20 protein-coding genes and 2 tRNA genes are annotated in these 26,552 nt (G+C 64.9%); 6 read left to right on the plus strand and 16 right to left on the minus strand.

Going from position 1 to position 26,552, the window contains the following annotated elements; translation table 11 throughout:
* Positions 1 to 19 precede the first annotated feature (19 nt).
* Both PHP91_RS00975 and PHP91_RS00980 read right to left on the minus strand, forming a co-directional pair.
* Positions 20 to 457: a YkgJ family cysteine cluster protein gene (locus PHP91_RS00975; protein WP_300135632.1), complete on the minus strand. Its 438-nt coding sequence runs from the start codon at positions 455 to 457 to the stop codon at positions 20 to 22.
* Complete coding sequence (locus PHP91_RS00980) at positions 454 to 873, minus strand: CoA-binding protein (protein WP_300135633.1); 420 nt, start codon at positions 871 to 873, stop codon at positions 454 to 456. The genes PHP91_RS00975 and PHP91_RS00980 overlap by 4 nt, the downstream gene beginning before the upstream one ends.
* A gap of 84 nt (positions 874 to 957) precedes the next feature.
* Between PHP91_RS00980 and PHP91_RS00985 the strand changes: the two genes are divergently transcribed.
* Entirely contained in the window at positions 958 to 2,181 is a 1,224-nt protein-coding gene (locus tag PHP91_RS00985) for a M24 family metallopeptidase (RefSeq protein ID WP_300135635.1), read from the plus strand.
* Positions 2,182 to 2,237: 56 nt separating this feature from the next.
* Here the strand turns inward: PHP91_RS00985 and PHP91_RS00990 are convergent, their stop codons facing one another.
* From PHP91_RS00990 to PHP91_RS01010, 5 genes are all read right to left on the minus strand, one after another.
* Complete coding sequence (locus PHP91_RS00990; RefSeq protein ID WP_300135636.1) at positions 2,238 to 3,797, minus strand: flotillin family protein; 1,560 nt, start codon at positions 3,795 to 3,797, stop codon at positions 2,238 to 2,240.
* A gap of 15 nt (positions 3,798 to 3,812) precedes the next feature.
* Complete coding sequence (locus PHP91_RS00995) at positions 3,813 to 4,397, minus strand: NfeD family protein (protein WP_300135638.1); 585 nt, start codon at positions 4,395 to 4,397, stop codon at positions 3,813 to 3,815.
* A 107-nt stretch (positions 4,398 to 4,504) separates the two neighbouring features.
* On the minus strand, positions 4,505 to 4,996 hold the full coding sequence (locus PHP91_RS01000; protein WP_300135640.1) for a DUF2867 domain-containing protein: 492 nt from the start codon (positions 4,994 to 4,996) through the stop codon (positions 4,505 to 4,507).
* 10 nt (positions 4,997 to 5,006) lie between these two features.
* Positions 5,007 to 6,197: an iron-containing alcohol dehydrogenase gene (locus PHP91_RS01005; RefSeq protein ID WP_300135642.1), complete on the minus strand. Its 1,191-nt coding sequence runs from the start codon at positions 6,195 to 6,197 to the stop codon at positions 5,007 to 5,009.
* Between the two features lie 25 nt (positions 6,198 to 6,222).
* A complete protein-coding gene (locus PHP91_RS01010) occupies positions 6,223 to 8,034 on the minus strand; it encodes a cytochrome c biogenesis protein CcdA (protein WP_300135644.1) in 1,812 nt (603 codons plus the stop codon).
* Positions 8,035 to 8,143: 109 nt separating this feature from the next.
* Between PHP91_RS01010 and PHP91_RS01015 the strand changes: the two genes are divergently transcribed.
* Positions 8,144 to 8,219, plus strand: a tRNA-Lys gene (locus PHP91_RS01015).
* A gap of 238 nt (positions 8,220 to 8,457) precedes the next feature.
* Here PHP91_RS01015 and nifJ read toward each other — a convergent pair.
* The 9 genes from nifJ to PHP91_RS01060 all read right to left on the minus strand — a co-directional run bounded on the left by nifJ (position 8,458) and on the right by PHP91_RS01060 (position 20,130).
* Positions 8,458 to 11,967 carry a pyruvate:ferredoxin (flavodoxin) oxidoreductase gene (gene nifJ, locus PHP91_RS01020; protein WP_300135646.1) on the minus strand — a complete coding sequence of 1,170 codons (3,510 nt, stop codon included), beginning with the start codon at positions 11,965 to 11,967 and terminating at the stop codon, positions 8,458 to 8,460.
* Between the two features lie 326 nt (positions 11,968 to 12,293).
* The gene (locus PHP91_RS01025; protein ID WP_300135648.1) at positions 12,294 to 13,676 is read right to left on the minus strand and encodes a rhodanese-like domain-containing protein; all 1,383 of its coding nucleotides are present in this window, start codon (positions 13,674 to 13,676) and stop codon (positions 12,294 to 12,296) included.
* 82 nt (positions 13,677 to 13,758) lie between these two features.
* Complete coding sequence (locus tag PHP91_RS01030) at positions 13,759 to 14,808, minus strand: hypothetical protein (protein WP_300135650.1); 1,050 nt, start codon at positions 14,806 to 14,808, stop codon at positions 13,759 to 13,761.
* Positions 14,809 to 14,868: 60 nt separating this feature from the next.
* Positions 14,869 to 16,527 (minus strand): Na/Pi symporter, encoded by a 1,659-nt coding sequence (locus PHP91_RS01035; protein ID WP_300135652.1) that lies wholly within the window; start codon positions 16,525 to 16,527, stop codon positions 14,869 to 14,871.
* A gap of 61 nt (positions 16,528 to 16,588) precedes the next feature.
* Entirely contained in the window at positions 16,589 to 17,722 is a 1,134-nt protein-coding gene (locus tag PHP91_RS01040) for an ABC transporter permease (RefSeq protein WP_300135654.1), read from the minus strand.
* Entirely contained in the window at positions 17,719 to 18,654 is a 936-nt protein-coding gene (locus PHP91_RS01045) for an ABC transporter ATP-binding protein (RefSeq protein ID WP_300135656.1), read from the minus strand. Before PHP91_RS01045 ends, PHP91_RS01040 begins: the two co-directional genes overlap by 4 nt.
* Positions 18,651 to 19,634 (minus strand): HlyD family efflux transporter periplasmic adaptor subunit, encoded by a 984-nt coding sequence (locus PHP91_RS01050; protein ID WP_300135658.1) that lies wholly within the window; start codon positions 19,632 to 19,634, stop codon positions 18,651 to 18,653. Before PHP91_RS01050 ends, PHP91_RS01045 begins: the two co-directional genes overlap by 4 nt.
* Before the next feature lie 117 nt (positions 19,635 to 19,751).
* Positions 19,752 to 19,916, minus strand: a complete 165-nt coding sequence (locus PHP91_RS01055; protein WP_300135660.1) for a hypothetical protein — start codon at positions 19,914 to 19,916, stop codon at positions 19,752 to 19,754.
* Positions 19,917 to 20,054: 138 nt separating this feature from the next.
* Positions 20,055 to 20,130: transfer RNA gene (locus PHP91_RS01060), tRNA-Asn, on the minus strand.
* A 272-nt stretch (positions 20,131 to 20,402) separates the two neighbouring features.
* On the opposite strand from PHP91_RS01060, the gene lysS reads away from it, so the two are divergent.
* Genes lysS through bamA form a run of 4 tightly spaced genes read left to right on the plus strand, consistent with a single transcriptional unit; the run spans position 20,403 to position 26,548 of the window.
* On the plus strand, positions 20,403 to 21,911 hold the full coding sequence (gene lysS, locus PHP91_RS01065; RefSeq protein WP_300135693.1) for a lysine--tRNA ligase: 1,509 nt from the start codon (positions 20,403 to 20,405) through the stop codon (positions 21,909 to 21,911).
* 33 nt (positions 21,912 to 21,944) lie between these two features.
* Entirely contained in the window at positions 21,945 to 23,174 is a 1,230-nt protein-coding gene (locus PHP91_RS01070) for a lipoprotein-releasing ABC transporter permease subunit (protein ID WP_300135662.1), read from the plus strand.
* A complete protein-coding gene (locus PHP91_RS01075) occupies positions 23,167 to 23,850 on the plus strand; it encodes an ABC transporter ATP-binding protein (protein WP_300135664.1) in 684 nt (227 codons plus the stop codon). The genes PHP91_RS01070 and PHP91_RS01075 overlap by 8 nt, the downstream gene beginning before the upstream one ends.
* Entirely contained in the window at positions 23,840 to 26,548 is a 2,709-nt protein-coding gene (gene bamA / locus PHP91_RS01080; protein WP_300135666.1) for an outer membrane protein assembly factor BamA, read from the plus strand. Before PHP91_RS01075 ends, bamA begins: the two co-directional genes overlap by 11 nt.
* The last annotated feature ends 4 nt before the right edge of the window (positions 26,549 to 26,552 follow it).

A 26,552-nucleotide genomic window follows, 5' to 3' on the forward strand; every position in this document is an offset into this window, starting at 1 on the left:
TTGCGCGGGCCGTCCCGGATCAGTCGTCGGCGAGCAGCGCGTTGGGCGACGTGTCGGGATCATAGCGCAAAAGGCCTTCCTCCCGCAAATAGCGCTTGCCCTGGCGCACGAATTCGGCGTGGTCCACCTCGGGATTCACGCCGGGACAGTATTCCTGGATCATCTCCCAGCTCGTCTGGTCCACCAGGTTGCCCCGGAAGAAGGGCCAGGCGCGGCAAATGTCCGGCCGGCCGGGATGCACGGAACAGCCCTCGGCGTAGAACACGCAATAGCCGTCGTCGCCGCAGGTCAGGTGGAGCTTGCCCCCGCGTTCGCGGGTGAACCTCTCCACCAGCTCGGGCACGGAAATGTTCAGGTGGGCCGCCAGCCGCTCCTGGTCCTTGACGGTCATGACGATGCCGCCCTCGCCCTGGCAGCAGTGGCCGCACATCTTGCAGGAGAACGCCTCGGCGGTCATCGGGCCACCTCCAGGCGGCGCGCCTCGACCATCAGGCAGCGGTCCTCGACCACGGTCACGCCCGCCTTTTCGAGCGGGGTCCGCGCCTCCGTGCTGAAGATGCCGGACTGCATCCAGAAACAGCGGGGCAGGGTCGGCAGGGCCAGGACCTCCTCGGCGTGGCCGGGGCAGAACTGGGCGTTGCGAAACACGTCCACCAGGTCGACCGGGACCGGGATGTCGGCGACGGTCCGGTAGGTTTCGAGCCCCCATACGCCGGTGCGCGCGGGGTGGACCGGGATGACGGTGAAGCCCATGTCGATGAGGGCGCGGCCCACGCCGTCCACAGGACGGCCGGGCTTGTCCACCGCTCCGATTACGGCAATGGTCTTGACCTTGCGGAGCAGGGCGGCTAGCTCTTTGTCATTGTACAGCATGCATGTGTTCCTTTCACGTTGAAGAACGTCCTTTTACAGCAATCCATTTCCGTTGCCTAGTCGTAAGTCGCCATGGAGTATTCGATGTTCGAACCGAACCAGCCCGTCCCCGTCGAGGAATTGCGGCGCCGCCAGGACGCGGTGCGCACCCATCTTCAGACCGTCGCCCCCGGAGCTGGCGGCATCCTGGTCTTCTCACGCCTCAACATCTACTACCTGACCGGCACCTTCGGCCAGGGCGTGCTCTGGCTGCCCCTGTCCGGCGAGCCGGTGTTGATGATCCGCAAAGGGGTCAACCGCGCCCGGCTGGAGGCGGGGGTGCGCCACATCGCGCCCTACAAGTCCTATTCCGAGCTCTCCGGCCTTTGCGCCGACGCCGGGTCGCCCCTGACGCCGACCCTGGCCGCCGTCATGTCCGGCCTGACCTGGCAGCTCGGCCTCATGCTGGCGGGCAAGCTCAGGAACCACGTCATCCTGCCCGGCGACCACGCCCTGGCCCTGGCCCGCATGGTCAAGTCCGAGTTCGAGCTTTCGATCATGCGCCGCTGCGGAGCCGCGCACCACAAGTGCCTGTATGACGTCATTCCCACCCTGATCCGTCCCGGCATGACCGAGCGCGAGATCGCCCACAAGGCGTGGGAGAGCTTCTTCGCCGAGGGGCACATGGGCATCCTGCGCATGCAGGCCCATGGCGAGGAGGCCTTCCTGGGCCACGTCTCGGCCGGGGATTCCGGCAACTATCCCAGCGGGTTCAACGGCCCCCTCGGGCTGCGGGGCGAGCACCCGGCCTCGGCGGTCATGGGCAGCGCCCACAAGGTCTGGCGGACGGGCGAGCCGCTCATGCTCGACATCGGCTTCCAGCTCGAAGGGTATCAGACCGACAAGACCCAGGCCTATTTCGCGGGGCCGGACTCGGCCATTCCCGACGAGGTGCGCCGGGCCCACGACTTCTGCATCGAGATGCAGGCCTGGATCTGCGAGCACGGCAAGCCGGGCGCGATCCCGGCCGAGCTCTACGGGCACTGCCTGGCCGAGGCGGAGAGGCGCGGTTTCGCCGAGGGGTTCATGGGTCTGGACGAAAACAAGGTCCCCTTCGTGGGCCACGGCATCGGCCTGACCGTGGACGAATATCCGCCCCTGGCCTCGGGGTTCGAACAGCCGCTCGAAAAGGGCATGGTCCTGGCCCTGGAGCCCAAGCAGTCCCTGCGTGGCGTGGCCATGGTCGGGGTGGAGAACACCTTCGAGGTCACCGACGGCGGCCTGCGCTCCATCTCGGGCGATGCGTTCGAGATGATTCCGGTGGAGTAAAAAAAACTCCCGGACGGCGACCATCCGGGAGTTCTCGTTTTTCGGCGGGAAAGGAGTTATTCCTTTTCGTCCTCGTCCTTGGCGGCGGGTTCTTCCTTCATCCGGCCCAGGTATTCCGGGAGTTCGAGCCCGGCCATCTTGGTGATTTCCTGGAGGGGCGGCAGACTCTTGACGATGTTCGAGAAAAAGTTGGCCGTGGAGGACGATCCGTCGCCGCTGCCGCCGTCCCAGACCGTGATCTTGTCGATCTTCAGGTTCTTGACGGCTTCGACCTGCGTCTCCACGATGCTTTCGATCTTTTCGAGGAGGAGCATGGTCGCGGCCGCCTTGGCGTCGCCGCCGGTGCTCTCCACCAGCAGGCGGTAGCCCTCGGCCTTGCCTTCGAGGACCTGCCGGATGCCCTTGGCCTCGGCCTCGTACTGCATGAGCGTGGCGTCGGCCCGGCCCTTGGCCTCGCGCCGGGTCTTTTCGGCCTCGGCCTCGGCGGCGATCTCGATCTTCCGCTTTTCGATTTCCTGGACGGCGACCTGCTCGGCGTTCAGCCGTTCGCGCTCGGCCAGATACTGGGCTTTCTGAATTTCAGCCTCGGCCTTGCGCTTGGCCACCTCGCCCTGCTGCATGGCCTCGGCCTGCTTGACGTGCAGGTCGGCGTCGGCCTGGGCGATGTCGGCCTTGGACGTGTTCTCGCCCTTGATGGCCTCGGCCTCCTGGGCCTGGACGTAGATGCGCTGGTCCGCCTCGGCCTTTTTCTTGCCCTTGACGGCCTGGGCCAGGTTTTCGGCGACCCGGATCTCCATCTCCCGGTTGGCGTCTGCCTCGCCGATGGACGCGGTGGCCTCCTGCTGCTGCACGAAGACGCGCCGGTCCGCCTCGGCCTGCTTCTGGCCCTTTTCGGACTGGGCCACGTTCTCGGCGACCCGGATGTCCTTTTCCTTGTTGGCGCTGGCTTCGCCGATGGCGCCCAGCTTGTTCTGCTCGGCGACGTCCACCTTGGCCTGGTTGATTGCCTCGGCGGCCGCCTTCTTGCCGATGGAGTCGATGTAGCCGGACTCGTCGGTGATGTCCGTGATGTTCACGTTGATCAGGTAGAGGCCGATCTTGTTCAGCTCGGGGGAGACGTTCTCCCGCACGGATTCCAGGAAGCTCTCGCGGTCCTGGTTGATCTGCTCGATGGTCAGGGAGGCCACGGTCAGGCGGAGCTGGCCGAAGATGATCTCCATGGCCATGTCCTCGATCTCCTGCTGGGTCTGGTTGAGCAGGCGCTCGGCGGCGTTCTGCATGATGCCCGCCTCGGTGCTGATGCCCACCGTGAACGTGCTGGGCACGTTGATGCGGATGTTCTGGAGCGACAGCGCCTTTTGCAGCGGGATGGCGATGGTCATGGGCGTCAGGCTCATGTAGCTGAAGTCCTGGATCAGCGGCCAGATGATGGCGCCGCCGCCGTGGATGCACTTGGCGGACTGTCCCTCGCCGACCTTGCCGAAGACCACCAGGATCATGTCCGACGGGCAGCGTTTGTAGCGCGAGGCCAGGAAGGTGAGCGTGGCGACGATCAGGACGATGAACGCGATGATGGGCAGGGCCCAGAGGCCGAGGGAGGATATCTCGTAGTACATGGACTGCTCCTGGGATTATTGGATGGGAACCACGATGAGCGTGTTGCCGTTGACTTCGGTCACCCGGATCAGGGTTCCCGTCTTGAGTTCGCCGCCGTCCGCCGACGAGGCGTCGTATTCGCGCAGGCGGCCGAGGCAGGTGACCATCACGCTGCCGGTCTTGCCCGGGCGGATGGTGGTGTAGACCTTGCCCTTGCAGCCGACCGCCTGGCCGATGTGCAGTGTGCCGCTGCTCTGCATCGAGGAGAGCAGCCGGAAGAGCCGGGAGATGACCCAGAACGAGGCCAGGCCGGCGGCCGTGGCCCCCAGCAGGGAATAGGCGGCCCCGGCCTCGCTCTGCCGGTAGAGCGCGAAGCCGACCAGGCCGAACATCATCAGGAAGGAGGTCAGCCCGTGCAGGGACAGGAACTTCAGGCTGGCGTCTGCGTCGAAGGAAGTCCCGCCGTCCGGGGATTCGAAGTCCGCGCTCATGGAGGCGTGGTCGCCGAAATCGGCCCCCGTGAACTGGAGGACGAAGCGGATGGCGAGGGGAATGCCTCCGACAAGAGCGCAGACGATGAAGAAGATGTCGAGTCCGTTCAGGGTTTCGAGAAAGGGCATCAATACGACTCCTTGATATAGGTATCGATGTTTTTCTACAGAAATATGGGCGGTTGCGCAACCTGAACCGTCAAGGTTGCATAAAGACGCCGCAGGCGACGGAATGACTAAGCCTTCGCTCCCTTGCGCATCATGGACTCGACCACCAAGTGGTGGAAGGGGAGGATGATGCTGAAATAGATCGGGCCCAGTCGGTTGTTGTAATGGACGATGGTGGCCACGTGGAAGCGGTTGCCGCCGAGCGGCAAGGGGACCGCCGCAACGATCACCTGGGCCTTGAGGTGCGGATCGTCGATGTGCATGGCCAGGTGCTCGCCCTCGCGGCCGCAGGTCACGGTGAAGCCCCGGCACTTTTCGCCGGGGGCGAAGGGGACGTCCTCGGGCCGGAGTCCGTCCCCCTCCACGCGCTCCTGGCGGATGCCGAAGGGGCGGACCAGGATCTTCCGGAGCGTGAACAGCGCGCCAAGCCAAGTGGGACGGCGCATCATGCCTGCAATGAACCGGCGCAGGTCCGCGCTCCCCTCGATGGTTTTCTCCTCCACGTAGTCCGCCCCGGCGTAAAGCGGGGCCAGTTCGGGGACGGTCTCCAGGTAGCCCATCTCGCCTCCACTATGCGTAGGCCGCCTCGAAGATGGCGATGACGTCCTCGCGGTTCATCTTGATCGGCGTGACGGCGAAGAGCTTGCCCATGGTGGTGAGCGCGTTGTCGGCCAGGGCCGGAATCTCCTCGCGGGCGACGCCGTAGTCCGAGAGTTTCTCCTCGCCCAGGCCTACGCTTTCGATGAGCTGGTCCAGGGCGTCCAGGAAGGCCACGCCCTCCACTTCCTCCTCGATGTCCTCGGCCAGGGTGTCGCCCATGGCCAGGGCCAGGTCGGCCAGCCGGTCCTCGCCGCAGGCGGCCAGGAAGCCGAAGTACGCCTTGGAGATCAGCACCAGCCCGGCCCCGTGGGGCAGGTCCGGGTGGAAGGCGGACAGGGCGTGCTCCAGGGAGTGTTGGGAGATGCAGGAGGAATAGGTCTCGCACAGCCCGGCGGCGGTGGAGGCCCAGGCCATGACCGTGCGCGCCTCCAGGTTGTCGCCCTCGGCCACGGCCTGGGGCAGGGTGTGGGCGATGAGGTGCACGGCCTCCAAGGCCAGGGCGTCGCTGGCTGGCTGGCGGCGGGTGGACAGGTAGGCCTCGGCCGCGTGGAAGAAGGCGTCCATGCCGGTATAGGCGGTCTGCCGGGGCGGCACGGAGAGCATCAGCTTCGGGTCCACGATGGACAGGGCCGGGAAAGTGGAGTCGTCGCCCCAGCCGATCTTTTCGGACGAGCCGGACTTTGTGACCACGGTCCAGGGATCGGCCTCGGTGCCGGTGCCCGCCGTGGTCGGGATGGCCACCACGGGCAGGGCTTCCTTTTCCGGGGTCTGGCCGCCGCCGCTGCCGGAGAGCATGTAGTCCCAGTACTTGCCCGTGTTGGCCGCCATCAGGGCGATGGCCTTGGCCGAGTCGATGGTGGAGCCGCCGCCCAGGCCGACCACGAAGTCCACGCCGTGCTCGCGGCACAGGGCCGCCGCCTCGTCCACGGTGTCCGACTCCGGGTTGGGCCGGATCTTGTCGAAGACGATGGTCTGCACGTCCTGTTTCGCCAGGAGGCCCTGGACGCGGGAGAGGTAGCCGTGTCTGACCATGGTCCCGGACTCGCCGATGACGATCATGGCCTTTTTGCCCCTGGGCAGGTGCGGGGTTTCGCCGAGTTTGGCCAGCGAGTCGGGGCCGAAGAGGATGCGGGTGGGCATGTAATATTGGAAATCGAGCATGGAGCCTCCTGGTTGATGTCGGCGATTAATCCCACGATTTCAAGATGGTTTCAAGCTGTGATGCGGTGAACAGGTCGCGCAGCACCAGCGGGGACGAACTTTCGGGCCCGGGGGAAAACAGGGCGGCCGTGGGGATGGACGCGCTGCCGAGGGCGCGGAGCAGGGCCTCGCCCTCCACGTCGCGCTCGGTCAGGTCCACCTTCACGAAGGTCACGCCGTACTGGTCGCGCCAGCGGGCCACGTTCACCGGGGTCAGGACCGTGGCCTCCAGGGCCTTGCAGGTCGGGCACCAGTCGGCCGTGAAGTCGAGGAAGAGCTTCTCCTTGCCCAGTCGTTCGCTGAACGTGGCGGGGTCGAAACGCTCCCAGTCCGTGGGGGCGACCGTGGTGGGCGCGGTCCAGGCCAGCAGGGCGGCGAACAGGACCACGGCGGCCAGGCGGAAGGTCCAGGCCGCCACGGGCCTGGCCATGCGCGTGCGCAGCCAGATCCAGCCGCCGAAGAGCAGCCCCCAGAGCGGGGCCAGGTATCGCAGGGCGTCGCCGCCCAGGGCGATGGCCGCCAGGTAGAAGGCCGTGCCCACCAGGAAGAAGGCCACGCCTTTTTCCACGTATTCGATCCAAGGGCCCGAGCGGGGCAGAAAGCGCGACAGGCCGGGCCGGGCGATGAGCAGCAGGTAGGGCAGGGACATGCCCAGGCCGATGGCCACGAAGACGGCGGCGATGATCACCGGCCCCTGGATGAGCGCCCAACTGAGCACGCCGCCGAGGAACGGGCCGGAACAGGGCGTGGCCAGGAGCGTGGTCAGGCAGCCGGTGAAGAAGGCCTGGGTGCGCGGGCTCGCCGACCTGGTCCCGAACTTGAGGTCGATGACCGGCAGGTGAAAGAGGCCGAAGAGGCTGAGCGCCAGGGCGAGGACGACCCCGGCCACGGCCAGGACCAGCCATTGCTTCTGGAAGAGCGCGCCCCAGGCCTGGCCCGTGCCGCCCAGGACCAGGGCCAGGAACAGGAAGAAGGCGAGCACGCCGAGGACGAAGAAGGCGTTGTGCTCCCGGAAGCGGCGGACCCGCTCGGCCTCGTCCTCGGCCGCCGCGTTGAGCAGGGCGGAGAGCTTCAGGCTGACCACGGGCAGCACGCAGGGCATGACGTTGAGAATGAGCCCGGCGACCAGCCCCATGAGCACGGCCGAGAGCAGTCCGGCCACCTCCAGGCCGGGACGCAGGTAGCGCGGGGTGAAGTCCCAGACTTCGGGCGCCTTATCCTCCGGCGAGGTGACGGCCGGGGGCGCGACCGGCTCCTTGGCCACGGGCCGCTTCAGGGCGGCGTACTCGGTCCACCAGGGCTGGGCCGTGGCGTCGGGCAGCCCGGCGATGCCGGAGGCCGGGGCGGGCAGGGAGAGCGTCCGCCGGGCGGGCACGCACTTGGTGGGGTGGCACAGGAGCAGGTCCAGCTCCATGCGCACCGGGAAGGACGCGGCCGTGGCCGCCGGGATGAGGGCGAAGAGCCGGGTGCCGCTCTTGTAGGTGTTGACCGTGACCTTGGGGTCGAAGCTGTCCTGCTTGGAGATGCCGACCGGATAGAACTCGGCCAGGGGGCTTTCGTCGGCGGTGAATCCGGTCAGCCTGGTGGGCTTGCCCAGGCCTCCGGGCTTGTCGGCATAGGTGTACCACTCCTCCTGGATGTCCAGGGTGACGGTCAGGAGGACGTCGGCCCCGGCCCGGAAGGCCTCGACCCGCGTTGAGAGCACGGAATCGGCCAGGGAAGCGCCCTGGGCGAGCGCGGCGAGGGCCAGGACAATTAGCGTGAAAACCAGGGTGGTTGCTATGTTTCTGCGGCGCATGGAATCCTGTCTGGAAAAAAGTGAGACAAAATTATTTTTCATGTTGACAAATGGAGGCGGTCCCTATAGTTATCTCTCCGTCGCTGCGGGAACGCACGACACCCCGAGTGGGTCACTAGCTCAATTGGCAGAGCAGCGGACTCTTAATCCGGAGGTTCAAGGTTCGATTCCTTGGTGACCCACCACTCAGAAAGCCCGAAGGCCCGGAAAGCGATTTCCGGGTCTTCTTGTTTTTTGCGGTGCGCATCGTCTTTCCCTTCATCTCTCCCCACAATGCCGCCTGCGGGCGGCGACGGTTTTGGCCAGCAAGACAAATTAGCCGAGCGGGGCGGACAGGTCAACGCCGTGCCGCGAATTGCATGGACATGAAAAAGGCGCCCGCAGCGAACTGCGGGCGCCTCGTCGTTTCGTTGGCGGCCTCGGTTACTTCTTCTCTTCGCAGCCGCCGCCCGCCATGTGGTTCAGGGTCTCGTAGCGGCGGTTGAAGTCCTTCTCGATCTGGGCCCGGTACTCCTTGGAGAACTCGGGGTAGAGCCGCTCCAGCATGGCGTAGCGGTTCTCGCCGGAGAGGAACTCCTGGAGGGTGCCGTCAGGAGCCTTGGACTCCAGGATGAACGGGTTCTTGCCCTCGTCGACCAGTTGCGGGTTATAGCGGTAGAGCGGCCAGTAGCCGGAATCCACCGCCAGCTTCTCCTCGAACTGGGTCTTGCCCATGCCCTTCTTGATGCCCTGGTTGATGCAGGGGGCGTAGGCGATGACCAGGGACGGGCCGGGGTAGGCCTCGGCCTCCTTGATGGCCTTGAGGAACTGGTTCTTGTTCGCGCCCATGGCCACCGAGGCCACGTAGACGTAGCCGTAGGTCATGGCCATGCGGCCCAGGTCCTTCTTCTCGGTGGACTTGCCCGAGGCCGCGAACTTGGCGATGGAGCCGAGCGGCGTGGCCTTGGAGGACTGGCCGCCGGTGTTGGAGTAGACCTCGGTGTCGAGGACCAGAACGTTGATGTCCTTGCCTGCGGCCAGGACGTGGTCCAGTCCGCCGTAGCCGATGTCGTAGGCCCAGCCGTCGCCGCCGAAGACCCAGACGGACGGCTTGGTGAACAGGTCGGCCATGTCCAGAATCTCCTTGAGCGCCTTCTTGCGCGTGCCCTTGAGGGCGGCCTTGAGCTTCTCGCCCGCAGCCTTGGACTCGACCGGGTCGTTCATGCCCTTGGCCCAGGCGTTGAGCTTGGTCTTGAGCGCGCCGGATTCCTCCTTGGCGGCCGCCTTGACCAGCTCGGCCAGGTGCTTGCGGCGCTGGTCCACGGCCATCTCGATGCCGAAGCCGAACTCGGCCGCGTCCTCGAACAGGGAGTTGCCCCAGGCCGGGCCGTGGCCGTCGGCGTTGACGCAGTACGGCGCGGTCGGCGCGGAAGCGCCCCAGATGGAGGAGCAGCCCGTGGCGTTGGCAACGATCATGCGCTCGCCGAAGAGCTGGGTGATGACCTTGACGTACGGGGTTTCGCCGCAGCCCGCGCACGCGCCGGAGTATTCCATGAGCGACTTGCGGAACTGGGAGCCTTTGACCGTCTCGCGGGCGAAGGCGTCCTTGTAGGAGACCTTGTCGGAGAAGTCGAAGTTGGCCACCTCGGGGTCGGTCTGTGTGGCGATGGGCTTCATGACCAGGGCCTTCTCCTTGGCCGGGCAGATGTCGGCGCAGTTGCCGCAGCCCTGGCAGTCCAAGGTGTTGACCTGGAGCCGGAACTGCATGCCCTGGACCTCCTTGCCGATGGCGGGCACGGTCTCGAAGGACGCGGGCGCTTCCTTGAGTTCGGCGTCGGCGGCCAGCACCGGGCGCAGGGCGGAGTGGGGGCAGACGAAGGCGCACTGGTTGCACTGGATGCAGTTTTCCTTGATCCACTCGGGCACCAGGATGGCCACGCCGCGCTTCTCAAACTGGGTGGTGGCCGACGGCATGGTGCCGTCGTGGGAGAGGGCGGAGACCGGGACCGTGTCGCCCTTCTGGGCCAGGACCGGACGCATGACGTTCTTGACGTAGGCAGAGCCCGCGCCCGCCTTGGCGGCCGGGACCTTGAGGGTCTTCCACGCCTCGGGCACGGCGATCTCGACGATGGCGTCGGCGGCCTTGTCCACGGCGGCGTTGTTCATGTTGACGATCTTGTCGCCCTTCTTGCCGTAGGCCTTCTTGATGCCGTCCTTGAGCAGCTCCACGGCCTTCTTGAACGGAATGACGTTGGCCAGCTTGAAGAAGGCGGTCTGCATGACCATGTTGATGCGGCCGCCCAGGCCGACCTCGCCCGCGATCTTCACGCCGTCGACGGTGTAGAACTTGAGGTTCTTCTCGGCGATGGTCTTGCGCATGGCGGCGGGCAGTTTCTTGTCCATGTCCTCGGCCGACCAGGGACAGTTGAGCACGAAGGTGCCGCCGTCCTTGATGCCGTCCAGCACGTCGTAGAGGTTGACGTAGCTCGGGTTGTGGCAGGCGATGTAGTCAGCGTCGCGGATGAGGTAGGTGGACTGGATGGGCTTCTTGCCGAAGCGCAGGTGGGAGATGGTGATGCCGCCCGACTTCTTGGAGTCGTAGGCGAAGTAGCCCTGGGCGTACATGTTGGTGTTGTCGCCGATGATCTTGATGGCCTGCTTGTTCGCGCCGACCGTGCCGTCGGAGCCGAGGCCCCAGAACTTGCACTGGACGGTGCCTTCGGGGGTGGTGTCCACGCAGTCGCAGTCGAAGAGCGAGGTGCCGGTCACATCGTCGTTGATGCCCACGGTGAAGCCGTGCCTGGGCTTGGCGAGGGACTCGTAGACCGCCTTGGCCTGGGCCGGGGTGAAGTCCTTGGAGCCGAGGCCGTAGCGGCCGCCGACGATGACCGGGGCGTTGGCCTTGCCCGCGTATGCGGCGCAGATGTCGAGGTAGAGAGGTTCGCCCTGGGCGCCCGCTTCCTTGGTCCGGTCGAGGACGGCAATCTTCTTGACGGTCTTGGGGATGGCCCGGAGCAGGTGCTTGACCGAGAACGGGCGGTACAGGCGGACCTTGACCAGGCCGACCTTCTTGCCGTTGGCGTTCAGGTGGTTGACCGTCTCCTCGATGGTCTCGCAGCCGCTGCCCATGGCGATGATGATGCGGTCCGCCTTGGGGTGGCCGATGTAGTCGAAGAGCTTGTAGCGGCGGCCGGTGATCTTGCCGACCTGTTTCATGGCCTCGGTGACGATGTCCGGAAGGGCGTCGTAGTAGGCGTTGGCCGCCTCGCGTCCCTGGAAGTAGATGTCCGGGTTCTGGGCGGTGCCGCGAATGTTCGGGTGCTCGAAGTTCATGGCCTTCTGGCGGAATTCGGCGACCTTCTTCATGTTCAGCAGCGGTTTCATGTCCTCGTAGTCGATGACGGCGATCTTCTGGATCTCGTGGGAGGTGCGGAAGCCGTCGAAGATGGAGATGAACGGGACCGAGGACTCGACGGCGGCCAGGTGGGCCACCAGGGAGAGGTCCATGACCTCCTGGACGGAGTTGGAAAAGAGCTGGGCGAAGCCGGTCTGGCGGCAGGCCATGACGTCCTGGTGGTCGCCGAAGATGGACAGGGCGTGTCCGGCCACGGCCCGGGCCGAGACGTGGAACACGCCGGGCAGGAGCTCGCCCGCGATCTTGTACATGTTCGGGATCATGAGCAGGAGGCCCTGTGAGGCGGTGAAGGTGGTGGTCAGCGCGCCGCCAGCCAGGGAGCCGTGGACCGCGCCGGCCGCGCCTGCTTCGGACTGGAGCTGCCGGATCTGGACGGTCTGCCCGAAGATGTTCTTGCGTCCCTGGGCCGCCCACTCTTCGGCGATCTCGCCCATGGGGCTGGAGGGGGTGATGGGATAGATGGCGGCCGTCTCCGACATGGCGTAAGCCACGTGAGCGGCGGCGGTGTTCCCGTCCATAGTCTTCATTTTCTTGGCCATTTCTCTTACTCCGAGGTTTTGTATTGGACCTGCTTCTATTGAAGAATTCCTGCCTGCGGCGGCCGGTGCGGGCGTCTTGGCGTCCCCGCGCCCGGCGCGTGGAAAAGCGTCCGGCAACGGAAGGCGGCTGCCGGAACATTCCTATCCTGTATGAGTAGTGGCCCGTTCCGCCTTGGAGGTCAACCCCTATGCGGACCGTTGCCCGACAAATCCGCGCCGCTTACCGAATCGTTCGCCTGAACGGAGGGGAAGTGGCCCTGCCGGGCCGCCTGCCGAAAAAAGAAAAGCGGCCCGGACCGGTCGTCGGTCCGGGCCGCGTTCAGCCCTTATTTTTCGACGGGATAGCCCGCCCGCGTCCAGGCGAGGAAACCGCCCGCCAGGGCCCGGACGTTCCAGTAGCCGTGCTGTTGCAGGTAGGACGCCGCGATGTTGGAACGGTAGCCCGAGGCGCAGTAGATGAGGTGCTTGCCGTCCTCGGGGAGGTCGAAGTCCCCGGCCAGGATTTTGGTCAGGGGAATCCGCACCGCACCGGGGATGACGCCGCCCGCGGTCTCGGCCGGGGTGCGCACGTCGACGATGGACAGTTGCTTGCCGTTGTCCAGGCAGTTCTTGACGTCCTGGTTCGAGTCGATGGTCAGCCTGTTCACAGGTCGGCCGCTGTAGACCCAGGACTGGATGCCGCCCATGAGGTAGCCGAAGATGTTGTCGTAGCCGATGCGGTGGAGCTCCGTGCGCATGCGCTCGTAGTCCTCCTTGTTCTCGACCACCAGGAGCAGGTGCGCGTCCGGGGCCACGACCATGCCCACCCAGTTGGCCAGGCCGGGGTCGAAGCCGATGTTGATGGAGCCGGGGATGTGGTATCCGGCATAGGAGGCGGCGTTGCGCACGTCGATGACCACGCCGCCGTCCTGCATGCGCTCCTCGAAGCGGTCGGGCTCCATGGCCAGGTCGACGGGGCAGCGCTCCAGCAGCGGCGCGCCATTGGCGTTGGTGCCGATGATGTGGGTGAAGCTCTTGGGCCGCTCCGGGAAGTTGCCGGTCATGGCCTCGTGGAATTTTTCGAAGGTGTCGAAGCCGAGCATGGGGTTGTGCCGCCGTTCGAACCCGAGGGTGGAGCTCGGCTTGGAGCTCATGCCGCGCCCGCACAGCGACCCCGCGCCGTGGGCCGGGAAGACCTCCAGGTCGTCGGGATACTTGGCCAGCTTGACGTACAGGGAATTGTACAGGTTGGCCACCTGCTCCTCCAGGCGCGCGCCGCCCACCAGGTCCGGGCGGCCGATGTCGCCCACGAAGAGCACGTCGCCGGTGAGGATCATCCAGGGCTCCTGCCCGCGAGTGAAGTCGGTGACCAGCAGGGAGAGGGAGTCCGGGGTGTGTCCGGGGGTGTGCAGGACCTCCAGGCCCGCGTTGCCGACCACCAGCTTCCGCCCTTCCTTGAGGGGTGTGAAGGCGTAGGTGGCGGGCGTGGTCTCGTAGACCATGACGTCGCAGCCGGTGCGCGACTTCAACTCCTGCGCTCCGGAAACGTGGTCCGCATGAACGTGGGTGTCGATGACGTGGGTGATCCGCATCCCCTCGTTGCGGGAGATGTCCAGGTAGTCCTGCACGTCGCGCTTGGGATCGACGACGACCATCTCACGGGCGGCGGGGCAACCGATGACGTAGGAGAAACAGCCCAGGCCGGGCGTGGTGATTTGTTTGAAATACATGACCTTCCTCCAAGGATGGTTGTGGATGGAATGTATTTGAGAATAGTTCCTATCTTTGGGAAAGGCAAGCCCATATGAGCAATTATTCCGATTTCAGGGCAACGCTCTTTTGCAGGAACCGGGCGGAAAGGGCGTCCAGGGCGTCGGCCGCGGCGGCGAAGACGGGCAGCCGAGCCGTGTCGCCCAGGGTGCGGCGGTAGGCCCACTGCGCGAGGTAGAAGGCGTCGCCCTGCGCGCAGGTCGGGCAGGACTTGCGCATGCGCGAGACGATGGCCGTCTTGATGCTCTCCCGTTGGAGGATGGCCTGTTTGTATCGCTGGCCCGCCTCGTGGGGGTCGCGCTGTTCGGAGAGGTCCTTCTGAAGCTGGGCGTTGGCCCGCTTCACGGCCTTGGCGGCCTGGAGGTACTTCCCGGCCAGGTCGGTCACTTCCTTGTCGGTGGCCACGGTGCGCAGGGCGGTGGCCGTCCGCTCCAGCACCCCCGCGTCGAGGCGGAGCATGTCGGCAGTCTCGGCCGGGGTCAGGGTCCGGGTCGACGCGCTTCCGGCCACGCGATACTCCCTCGGTTCGTTCTGGGCGGCGTCGGCCAGCTCCTGGACGAAGAACTGGCCGTACATGTCGCCCAGGGTCTTGATGGTGTCCGGGGTGAAGACGTAGTCGAGCACGGCCGTGCGCATGGCCAGGATGTCGTCGCCGGAAACGGTCAGGCCTTCCAGGTCCCGTCCGTAGCGCATGTTCAGGCCCATGGCCGAGGCGGTGGTGGCGGGCTTGCCGTTGCCCGCGTCGGGCGTGAACCGTTCGAGGAAATAGTCCACCATGTTGTCGAGGAAGGTGAAGGTGACCATCCTGTCTTCGCGGATTTCGACGACCTGCGGCTTGGGCTCGGGCGCTGGCCCGGGCTTGGGGACCGGAGTGGCGTTGTGCGCTTCGGCGTCTGCCGTGGAATAGTCGGGCAGCGGGTTCTGGCCGTTGTTGACCCAGTCCGGGGCCTTGGCCGGAGGCTCGGCGGGCGGGGCCACGGTCTGGCGCAGCTCCGGGCCTTCCTTGGCGGTGTGGGAGATGAGGAGATAGGCCCCGCCGCAAAGCAGGGCGGCGCAGGCGATCAGGGTGACGGCGAGATATTTTCTGTTCATTGGGAGTCGCTCCATGCGGCGGAGCCTAACAGGTTCCGTTCCGGGTTTCCAGGTGAACCCTCAGTTTGCACCAATGCCGTCGGTCCGCTCCGTTTCGCCCGTCGGGCCGCAGGCGGCCTCGCGCTCGCGCAACATGGCCCAGTGCACGGTGCCCTTGGCCGCCTGTTCGCACATGACCCGCATGCGCGAGTAGTAGTTCAGCAGCGCGACCATGCGGTCGAGCTCGATTCGCTCCTGGCTGCCCAGGCGGAGCAGGGACTCCTTCAGTTCGTCGTAGTCGTCGTGGAGTTGGCGCAGCAGCTTTTCGAGGTCCTCGAATTCCTCGGCGCAGGGAGTGTGCGCGGTCTCCAGGATGTCGCGCACCTCGCGCCGGAAGTGGCGGGCCGACTCCGCGGCCATGCCGGGCAGCGCGTGGTCGAGCAGGACATGCTCGCGCGAGACCTCGTCGATGATGTCCACGACCTTGACGAAATACTGGACCACGCGCAGGGCCTGGGGGAGCCTGTCGGCGATGGCGGCGGGCAGGCGTTGGCGCTGCATCTTGATGCAGTAGTTCCTGATGGCCGCCACCAGGGCCCCGATGGCCGCCCGGTCTCGGATGAAATCCTTGTGCCGGAATTTGGAGGTCAGGGCGTTGCGGGCCAGGAGCCGGGTGGTTTCGCCCAGCCGTCCGAGTTCCATGTAGAGGGCCTCCATGGCCATGGTCGGCTCCTTGAGAACGTTGTCGTCCAGGTAGCGCGGGCGGCCCAGCTCGGCCTCGCCCACGCCGATGTGCCGGTCCAGGAAGCCGACCAGTTGGTGGGTGAAGGGCAGGAAGAGGGCGATGCCGAGCAGGTTGAAGGCGGTGTGGAAGGCGGCCAGGATGGTGGCGATGTGGGCCGGGTCGTCCTGGGTGACGACTTGCCCGGCCACGCGCAGGAAGAACGGGATGAGGAAGATTGCCGCCGCGCCTGTGCCGAGGTTGAAGAGGATGTGGGCGGCCGCGACCTTCTTGGCGTTGGACGTGGCCCCGATGACCGAGAACAGGGCGGTCGTGGTGGTGCCGATGTTGGTGCCGATGACCGCCGCTGCCGCGCTGCCCAGGTCCACGACGCCGGTCATGGCCGCCGTGAGGACCAGGGCCATGGCCGCGCTGGAGCTCTGCATGAGCAGGGTCAGCCCGAAGCCCACGCCCAGGAAGGTGAGCACGTCGAGGAAGCTGCCCTGGTAGAGGGTGGCGAGGTCGAGGGAATATTCGACCTCGTGGAAGGCGGATTGCAGAGTCTCGATGCCCAGGAAGAAGAGGCCGAAGCCCAACAGGGCGTCGCCCAGATGCTTGCGGCGGCTGTTTTCGCCCGTGAGGGCGAGGAGCGCGCCCAGGCCGATGAGGGGCAGGGCCAGGGCCTTGACCTCAACGCTCACGCCCACGGCGGCCACGATCCAGCCCGTGACCGTGGTGCCGATGTTGCTGCCGAAGATGACGCCGACGGACTGGGCCATGGTCATCAGGCCCGCGTTGACGAAGCCGATGGCGGCCACGGTGACCGCGCTGGATGATTGGACCAGGGCCGTTATCAGGAAACCGCTCGCCAGGCCGCGCAGCGGGGTGCTGGTCCAGGTGCCGAGGATGGAGCGCAGGGCCGGCCCGGCCGCCTGGCGCAGCCCTTCGGTCATCAGGCGCATGCCGATCAGGAAAAGGCCGAGGCCGCCGAGCAGCCCTGCCGGGGCGGAGAGGTTCATGGCCGGTACGATCCTTTGTTGCGCGGAAGGTATTGCATTCAAGTTATGCGGACGGGGCCCGCTAGTCCAGGGTGCGGCGGAATTGCTTGAGCCCGGCGGCCACCACGGCGGCCCAGAAGACCAGGATGGGCCAGAGGTGGGGCAGGGAGTCCATGAAGCCGTTGCCCTTGAGCAGGATGCCCCGGATGAGCAGCAGGTAGTGGGTCAGGGGCAGGATGGAGCCGATGGCCTGGGCCCAGTCCGGCATCCCCTTGAACGGGAACATGAATCCGGACAGGAGCAGGGAGGGCATGAAGAAGAAAATGGAAATCTGCACGGCCTGCAACTGGTTGCGGGCCACGGTGGAAATGGTCACGCCCACGGAGAGGTTGGCTCCGATGAAGACCAGGGAGAGGGCGAAGGTCAGGATGACGCTGCCCTGCATGGGCACGTTGAACAGAAAGCGGGCGGCTGCGGCGATGAGGGTCATCTGGATGTAGCCCGCCAGGATGTATGGGACAATCTTGCCGAGCATGACCTCCAGGGGCCGGATGGGCGTGGAGAGCAGGTGCTCCATGGTTCCCCGCTCGGACTCGCGGGTGATGGCCAGGGAGGTGATCATGACCAGGGTCAGGGTCAGGATGACGCCCATGAGGCCGGGCACGATGTTGTACTGGGTCTCGCCCTCGGGGTTGTAAAGATTGTGGATGCGCACGTCCACGGGCGGCTCGGTCTGGTTCAGGTCGGCGTCCGGCCCGGTCAGCTCGCGGGCCAGGGCGAGGCGGACGATCTCCGGAAAGGCCATGGCCGCACGGCCCGATGCCAGGGGGTCGGTGGCGTCGGCCGTGAGCAGGAGCACGGGCCGGTCGCCCCGCAGCAGGTCTCGGCCGAAGTTCTCGGGAATGGTCAGGACGAAGAGGACGTCGCCGTCCCGCAGGAGCCTGTCGGCCTCGGCCCGCGTGGACGGGTGGCGGGTGATGTCGAAGAAGGTGCTGGTCTGCATTCCGGCCACGATGGACCGGGCGAAGCGGGAGTTGTCGGCCGAGAGCACCCCGGCGGGCAGGTGGCGCGGGTCGGAGTTGATGGCGTAGCCGAAGAGGATGAGCTGGATGAGCGGGATGCCGATGAGCATGGCGAAGGTCAGCCGGTCGCGCCGCATCTGCACAAACTCCTTGCCGACCATGGCCGCGAACCGCTTGCAGTCGAACATCCTCATTTCAGGCCGTCCCGGCTCTGGCGCATGAGGTCGATGAAGACCTCCTCCAGGCTCGTGTCGATGATGGTCCAGGCGAGCCCGTCCGTGCGGAAGGGGGCGATGGCCCGCTCCAGCGGGGCTGCGTCGCGGCCGCTGACGTGCAGGGTGTTGCCGAAGGCCACCACCTGGTCCACTCCAGGCAGGGGACGAAGTCTTTCGGTCAGGCCGTGCAGTCCTGCTCCCGGGTTGCGTGAAGCCACGCTCCAGGTGGTCAGCCCTGCGCCCTCCACGATCTCCTCCACGGTGCCCGAGGCCAGCAGGCGGCCGTAGGCCAGGTAGGCCAGCCGGTGGCAGCGCTCGGCCTCGTCCATGTAGTGGGTGGAGATGAGGGCCGTGATCCCCTCGGCGGCCAGGGCGTGGACGTGGTCCCAAAAGTCGCGCCGCGCGCCGGGGTCCACGCCGGCCGTGGGCTCGTCCAGGAGCAGCAGGTCCGGCGAGTGCAGGGTGCAGGCGCCCAGCGAGAGGCGCTGCTTCCATCCGCCCGAGAGGTTGCCCGCCAGCCGGTGCTCGAAGGGGCCGAGGCCCATGCGCTCGATGCAGCCGTCCACCAGCCGGTTCGGATCGGCGAGGCCGAAGATGCGCGCGGTGAAGAGCAGGTTCTCGCGCACGGTCAGGTCCTCGTAGAGGCTGAATTTCTGGGTCATGTAGCCCACGTGGGGCTTGATCTTGTCCGACTCGCGGATGACGTCGAACCCCAGGCAGACGCCGGACCCGGCGTCCGGGGTGAGCAGGCCGCAGAGCATGCGGATGGAGGTGGTCTTGCCCGAGCCGTTGGGGCCCAGGAAGCCGTAGATTTCGCCCCGGCGGATGGTCATGTCCAGTCCGTCCACCACGGTCTTTCCGTCGAAGGCCTTGGTCAGGCCGTGGACGTCGATGACGGTCCCGCCGTTCATGGCGCGGCTTGTCCGGCGGCGGCCAGTTCGGGCACGGTCACGTCCACGGGCTGTCCGGGGTGGAGCCGGGGCGCGTCGGCCGCCGTGGGCTTGGCCCGGACCATGAATACGAGCTTGGCCCGGCTTTCGGTGGAGTAGATGACGGGCGGCGTGTACTCGGCCGAGGGGGAAATGTAGGTGATCTCGGCCGGGACCGGGGTCGTTTCGCCGTCCACGGCGATCAGGACCCGCCAGCCCTTTGCGAGACGGCCGACCACGGTCTCGGGCACGAAAAAGCGGACCTCCACGTTGGCCGGCGGAAGCAGGCTGACCACGGGCCGGCCCGCCGCCACCCATTCGCCCACGCGGTACAGGGTGTCGAAGACCAGCCCGGCGGCCGGGGCGGCCTTGGACTTCTGGTCCAGGTTCCACTGCGCCTGGTCCAGCTTGGCCCGGGCCTGCTGCACCTCGGCCTGGGCCGCGCGGACTTCGTCGCTGCGGCCGCCCAGCCGGGCTGTGGTCAGCTCCGACTCGATCTCGCGGACGGCGTGGTATTTCTGGTTGTAGTCGCTGCGGGCGCGGTCCAGCTCCTCCTGGGAGATGGTCTGCTCGGCGATGAGCTTTTGCCGCCGCTCGTATTCGATCTTGGCCAGACCCGCCAGGGTGGTGGCCTGCTTCAGCCGGGCCTCGATGGTGGCGATCTCCGAGGGACGGCGGCCCTTTTCGAGGTTGGCCAGGTTGTCCTTGGCCCGCTGGAGCCCGTGGGCGGCCTCGTGCGCCGCCGCCCGCTCAAAGGTGTCGTCCAGGACGAAGAGCGGAGCGTCCGCCGCCACCTGCTGGCCGCGCGAGACCTCGAGACCTGTCAGCGTGCCGCCGATGGGCGAGGCGACCTCGACGTATTCCCCCTCCACATATCCCTGGAAGCGGTTCGAGGGCGCGTCCGAGCAGGCGGAGAGGGCGAGAAGGACGGAAAATGCGGTGAACAGGACGAGTTTTTTCATGGCATCTTACTATGGTTGTTGATTAACCAGATATGCCATGTAACCGGGAAAAACAATCGCAAATGGAAAAAGCCGTGTGGACACGGCTTTTCTGTTTCGTTCGGGACGGGCGCGGGATCAGCTGAAGTAGCGGTTCTTGTCCTCGCGTTCCTTGGCGGTGTCGAAGTCGATATTGATGTTGGGCCGCTCGCGGGTTTGGGTCTTGAAGACCCGATTGTAGATGACGAAGGCGAGCAGGGCGCCGCAGCCGACGAGAAGAACGGTGATGGTCAATGTGGTCATAACGGGTGGCTCTTAATCCAATCGTCTGCGGGCGGCAAGCGCTTTCTGTGGCCAGCCAAGGGTAACAGGCCGTAATCAAAGGGAATAAAAAAAGAGAAAAAACCCCTTGGCCTATGGACCAAGGGGTTGTATTTACTCTGGCTCCCCAGCACGGACTTGAACCGCGAACCTAGTGATTAACAGTCACCCGCTCTGCCTATTGAGCTACTGGGGAACACTTTGACTTGAAGCGAAAGAGGGTTTAAACGAATCACCCCTGCCGGGTCAAGGGGAAATTTGAGATTTTTTTTAAATTCCGGTTCGGCTTTTGTGAATGTTAAAGGGTTCATTTTCTTGACGGGAAGCGTTATTTGGCTTACGCATTCAACGTCTCTTGGTTTTTTCTAGACTTTTCGGGAGACAGGGAAAAAATTGGCACAGAATAAAAAAAGCAATAATACGGTGAAGCTTGCGACCAAGTCCGAGCATGCGCAGCGTTTCATGCCCATGCTGGAGGCCCTGCAGGCCAAGGATGAACTCAACTCCGTCATCAAGACCCGGGTTGAGAAGGCGTGCACGCTTCTCGATGAAGGTATCCCGCTTTATCCCAACGATTTCCATCGCGATACCGAGATACAGGACCTTTGGGGCCGGTTCGGAGAAACGAGCGAAGAGGATCTGGAGGCGTCCGGGCAGGAATTCACCGTGGCCGGGCGCGTGGTCTCCTACCGTTCCTTCGGCAAGGTCACCTTCTTCCACCTCCAGGACCGCACTGGCCGCATCCAGGTCTACGCCGCCAGGGACGATCTCGGTACCGAGGACTACCAGCTCTTCAAGAAGACCGACCTCGGCGACATCGTGGGCGTGGCGGGCACCCTGTTCCGCACCAAGACGGGCGAGCTGACCCTCAAGACCAAGGGATTCAAGCTCGTCACCAAGTCCATGCGCCCGCTGCCCGAGAAGTACCACGGCCTCAAGGACGTGGAGACGCGGTACCGCCAGCGCTACCTGGACCTCATCGTCACCCCGCGCACCACCGAGATATTCAAGATCCGCTCGGCCGTGGTCCGGGAGCTGCGCTGCTTCCTGGACGAGAAGGGCTTCATGGAAGTCGAGACGCCCATGATGCAGTCCATTCCCGGCGGCGCCACGGCCAAGCCCTTCGAGACCTACCACAACGCCCTGGACATGAAGCTCTACATGCGCATCGCGCCCGAGCTCTACCTCAAGCGGCTTCTGGTGGGCGGCATGGAGAAGGTCTACGAAATCAACCGGAACTTCCGCAACGAGGGCATATCGACCCGGCACAATCCCGAGTTCACCATGCTCGAGTTCTACTGGGCCTACGCCAATTTCCGGAACCTCATGGACCTGACCGAGGAGATGTTCTCCCGCGTGGCCATGAAGGCTCTCGGGACCACCGTGGTGCCCTACCAGGGCGAGATGATCGACCTGACCGTGGGCAAGTGGACGCGCCTGCCCTTCCACGAGTCCCTGGAAAAGGTCGGCGGCGTGCCGCCCGAGGTCTACACGGATTACGACAAGTGCAAGGCGTTGGTGAAGGAGAAGGGGGAGAAGGTCGTCGAGGGCGAGAAGCTGGGCAAGCTCCAGGCCAAGCTCTTCGACATCCTGGTGGAGCCGAAGCTCATCCAGCCCCATTTCATTTATCATTACCCGACCGATATTTCGCCCCTTTCCAGGAGAAACGAGGACAATCCGGACATCACGGACCGCTTCGAGCTGTTCATGACCGGCCGGGAGATGGCCAACGCCTTCTCCGAACTGAACGACCCCGTCGACCAGCGCGGCCGTTTCGAGGAGCAGGTGAAGGAAAAGGAGGCGGGAGACGAAGAGGCCCATTTCATGGATGAGGACTACGTCCGCGCCCTGGAGTACGGCATGCCCCCGGCTGCCGGACAGGGCGTCGGCATCGACCGCCTGGTCATGCTGCTCACGGACAGCGCCTCCATCCGCGAAGTGATCTTGTTCCCGCTGCTGAGGCCGGAAGTCGCCTAGAATCCGGCAGAGAGCCCGCAACAACGGACCAGTATGCGCTTTGAAACGTTCGTCGCCCTGAGATACCTGTTCGCCCTGCGCAAACAGTCGTTCATCTCCGTCATTTCGCTCTTCGCCGTGTGCGGGGTGGCCATCGGCGTGGGCGCGCTCATCGTGGTCATCGGCGTGATGAACGGGTTCTCGACCGACCTGCGGGACAAGATCCTCGGCGTCAACGCCCACATCCTGGTCACCTCGGTCCGGGGCGGCATCAAGGATTACCGGGAAATGGCCGAAGAGGCGAAGGCGGTCCCCGGCGTCACCGGCGTGACCCCGTTCGTCTATTCGGAGGTGATGCTGTCCACGCGCGGCGGCGTCAAGGGCGTGGTCCTCAGGGGCATCGATCCCGGCACCTCCGACACCGTGCTGAGCCTGTCCAAGGACATGGTCGGCGGCAGCGTGGCGAACCTGGACGCCAACGGGGAGACCCCCGGCATCATCATCGGATCGGAGCTTGCCAAGCGGCTGGGGCTGACCGAGGGGTCCGAGGTCAACCTGCTTTCGCCGTCCGGACGGTCCACCTCGGCTGGCTTCACCCCCAAGGTGAGCCGGTTCGTTGTGGCGGGCGTGTTCCGCACCGGCATGTTCGAGTACGACTCTTCGCTCGGCTACGTGACCATCCCGGCGGCCCGGGCCCTGCTCGGCTTCAAGGGCGACGTTGTCTCCGGGCTGGAGATCAGCGTGGACGACGTCTACAACGTCGACCACATCTCCAAGCTGCTCCGGGAGAAGATCGGTTCGTTCACGGTGTACGTGCGCAACTGGCAGGAGATGAACGCCAACCTTTTCGCGGCGTTGCAGCTCGAAAAGTCGGCCATGTTCATCATTTTGGCCATGATAGTGCTGGTGGGCTCGTTCAGCATTGTCACGACCCTGGTCATGCTGGTAATACAGAAGACAAAGGACATCGCGGTGCTCATGTCCATCGGTGCGGACGGGGCCAGCGTAAGGCGGATTTTCATGATGCAGGGGACGTTCATCGGCCTGGCCGGGACGGTCATCGGCTACCTGATCGGGGTCCCGGTGAGCCTGCTGCTCAAGAAGTACCAGTTCATCAAGCTGCCGAGCAACGTCTACCCGGTGGATTACCTGCCGGTGCGGCTGGAGGCGCTCGATCTGGCGCTCATCGGCGCCGCGGCGTTCATGTTGTGTTTTTTGGCGACCATTTATCCGGCCCGTCGGGCGGCGGCACTGAACCCGAGCGACGCCTTGCGTTATGAGTAGCGACGCATTATACCGACTGGTTGCAGTGAGCAAGGAATTCGCGGGCCCCACGGAGCCGGTCCGGGTGCTGCGAAAGGTTGACCTGACCATCGAGTCGGGCGAATCACTGGCCGTGCTGGGCGCGTCGGGCTCGGGCAAGACGACGCTTTTGCACATACTTGGAACCCTGGACGACGCGACATCCGGGCAGATTTACATGAACGGCGTCAACCTGAACGGGTTGGGGGACAGGGAGCGCGCGGAGCTCCGGAACCGGTCCATCGGATTCGTGTTCCAGTTTCACCACCTGTTGCCGGAGTTCTCCACCCTGGAGAACGTGGCCATGCCCGCCATCATCGCGGGCAAGGGCCGGACGGAAAGCATCAGGATGGCGCGGGAAGCGCTCGACATGGTCGGCCTCGGGCATCGGCTCGAACACAAGGTGACGACGCTGTCGGGAGGAGAGCGGCAACGGGCCGCCATCGCCAGGGCCGTCCTGCTTCGGCCCCGGGTGCTGCTGGCGGACGAGCCCACGGGAAACCTCGACGAGGAGAACGGCGCGATGATCGGCAACCTCCTGGTTTCCCTCAATAGAGAGTTGGGAATGACGTTTATTGTGGTGACGCATAATCCGGATCTGGCCGCCCTCATGCATCGGCGGGTGGAATTGCGCCTAGGAGAACTCTATGCCTTGTAGTCGCTTTCGCGGTTTGGTGATGATGATCGTCCTGCTTCTCGGCCTGACCGGGGTCGGGCGGGCGGCGGACAACGTCACGCAGGATGTGAAGGTGGCCGTGCTGCCGTTCGTCATCAACGCCGGTGACGATCTCTCCTATCTCAAGGACAGCCTGCCCGAACTCATCTCCGACCGGCTGCGCGAGGCCGGTTTCCAGACCGTCGACCCCGCCGAGGTCTCCCGGCTCCTTGAGGAGAAGGGCATCACCGACGTCACCGTGAAGAACGCCCGCGAGCTGGCCCTGCTCGCCGGCGCCAACGTCTCGGTCTACGGCTCGCTGAACCAGATCGGCGACGACCTGACTCTGGACGCCCGCCTGGTGGGCGCCTACGACGCCGACGAGGGACGCAAGATTTCCGTGAAGAAGGAGGGGCTCATCAACCTCCTGCCCGCCGTCGACGGACTGGTCGACCGGATGAAGATGAACCTGCTCAAGAGCGACGTCATCGCCGAGGTGGACGTGGAAGGGACCCAGGTCCTGGACAAGGACGTCGTCCTGATGCGCCTCACTCTCCAGAAAGGGGACATGCTGACCGCCAAGGCCGTCAACACCGCTCTCAAGAATATTTACGATCTCGGTTATTTCGATGACGTCGAAGTCAAGGTCGACACCGTCCCGGACGGCAAGAAGGTCGTCTTCGTGGTCAAGGAGAAGCCGCGCATCCAGGCCCTGGGCGTCAAGGGCGCGAGCGCCATCGATGCCGACGACATCATCGAGGCCCTGTCCACCAAGAAGGGCGGCGTCATCAACCCGAAGGTCCTGGCGGACGACATCCGCGTCATCCGCGAGATGTACCGCAAGGAAGGCTACTACAAGGCCAAGGTGACCCACGAGGTCGAGGACGAGGGCGCGGGCGTGGCCCGCCTGACCTTCGTCATCGACGAGGGGCCGAAGCTTTACATCCAGCACGTCATCATCGACGGCGCCAAGCAGGTCGATCCCGACGACATCAAGAATGTGCTCGCCCTCAAGGAGCGGGGCTGGCTTTCCTGGATCACCAACACGGGCGTCTTGAAAGAGGAGATGCTCGACCGCGACGCGGCGGCCATCCAGGCCTTCTACAACAGCAAGGGCTTCATCGACGTCAAGGTCGGCAAGCCCGAGGTCGAGATCAAGGACGACGGCATCGACGTCATCTACCAGGTCTGGGAAGGCGATCGCTACAAGATGGGCGAGACCGCCTTCAAGGGCGACCTCATCGAGGACCCGAGCACCCTCAAGTCGCTCACGGCCGTGAGCAAGCTGAAGGACGAGGACGACTATTTCAACCGCACCCTGCTCAAGCAGGATGTTGAGACCCTGACCAATTATTACAACAATTACGGTTACGCCTATGCGGACGTTCAGGTGAATCTCAAGGACGACGCCGTGAACAAGACCGTGGACGTGATCTACACCATCTCCAAGCACCAGCGGGTGCATATCCGCCGCGTGCTTATCGAGGGCAACACCGCCACCCGCGACAACGTCATCATGCGCGAGATGCGCCTGGCCGATGGCGACATGTTCAGTGGCGACAAGCTGAAACGCTCGCACCAGCGTCTCAACAACCTGGGCTTCTTCGAGAAAGTCGACATTTCGCCCACCCCGACCGGCGACCCCGAGGAAATGGACCTCATGGTCAAGGTCAAGGACAAGGCAACCGGCCGCATCGGCGGCGGCGTCGGCTATTCCACCTATGACAGCTTCTACATCGCGGCGGGCATCTCCGAGAGCAACCTGTTCGGCCGGGGCTACAACCTGGGCTTCAACAGCGCGTTCAGCGGCCGCAAATCGGTCTTTTCGCTCCAGTTCAACAACCCACACGTCAACGATTCCGAAGTGGGATTCGGTGCCGAGGCGCACCATCGGGAAGAAGACTTCAACGATTACAACAAGGATTCCACCGGTTCGGTCCTTTCCCTGTCCTATCCCGTCGGCGAGTACTCCACTCTCACCGGTTCGTATACCGCCGAGTATTACGTGCTGAGCAACATCGATGAAGATGCCTCCTCCACCGTTTGGGAAGACAAGGGATCGCACTTCCTGAGTCAGTTGGCCGGTACGATCACCCGTGACACCCGCGACAACTTCATGAACACGACCGAGGGTACGGTCACGTCGTTCTCGCTTATCTTCGGCGGCGGACCGCTTCAGGGTACGGATGATTTCGTCAAGTACCTCGGTTCGTTCGAGTGGTACAAGCCCGCCTTCGAGGAAGTCGTGTTCCACTCCAAGTTCTGGGCGGGATTCCTGCACCGCAACTTCGGGAAGACCGACGTCCCGACCACGGAGCGGTTCGAGCTCGGCGGTGTGGGATCGGTGCGCGGCTATTCGCAGTACGCCATCACGCCGCTCGACTCCGCCGATTCGTCCGAGGGCGGAACCAAGGCGTTCTACATGAATCTTGAACTCAAGCGTCAGTTGAGCAAGGAATACGGCGTCCAGGGCATGGTCTTCTTCGATGCCGGCAACTCCTGGAAGGAGGACGAGATGATGTTCTCCGCCCCGACCCGAAAGGGAACCAAGCCTTCGCTCGGCCTGTACAAGGGCACCGGCGCAGGTATCAGCTGGTACTCTCCCATGGGTCCCATCGGCTTCGTGTACGGTTACGGTCTCGACAGGATCGGCACCAGCGGCCGTCACAAGTTCGAAATGATGATGGGCCAGCAGTTCTAGTCCG

Origin of the sequence: Pseudodesulfovibrio sp., from assembly GCF_028692895.1 — a bacterium.
In the GTDB taxonomy this organism is placed as follows: domain Bacteria; phylum Desulfobacterota; class Desulfovibrionia; order Desulfovibrionales; family Desulfovibrionaceae; genus Pseudodesulfovibrio.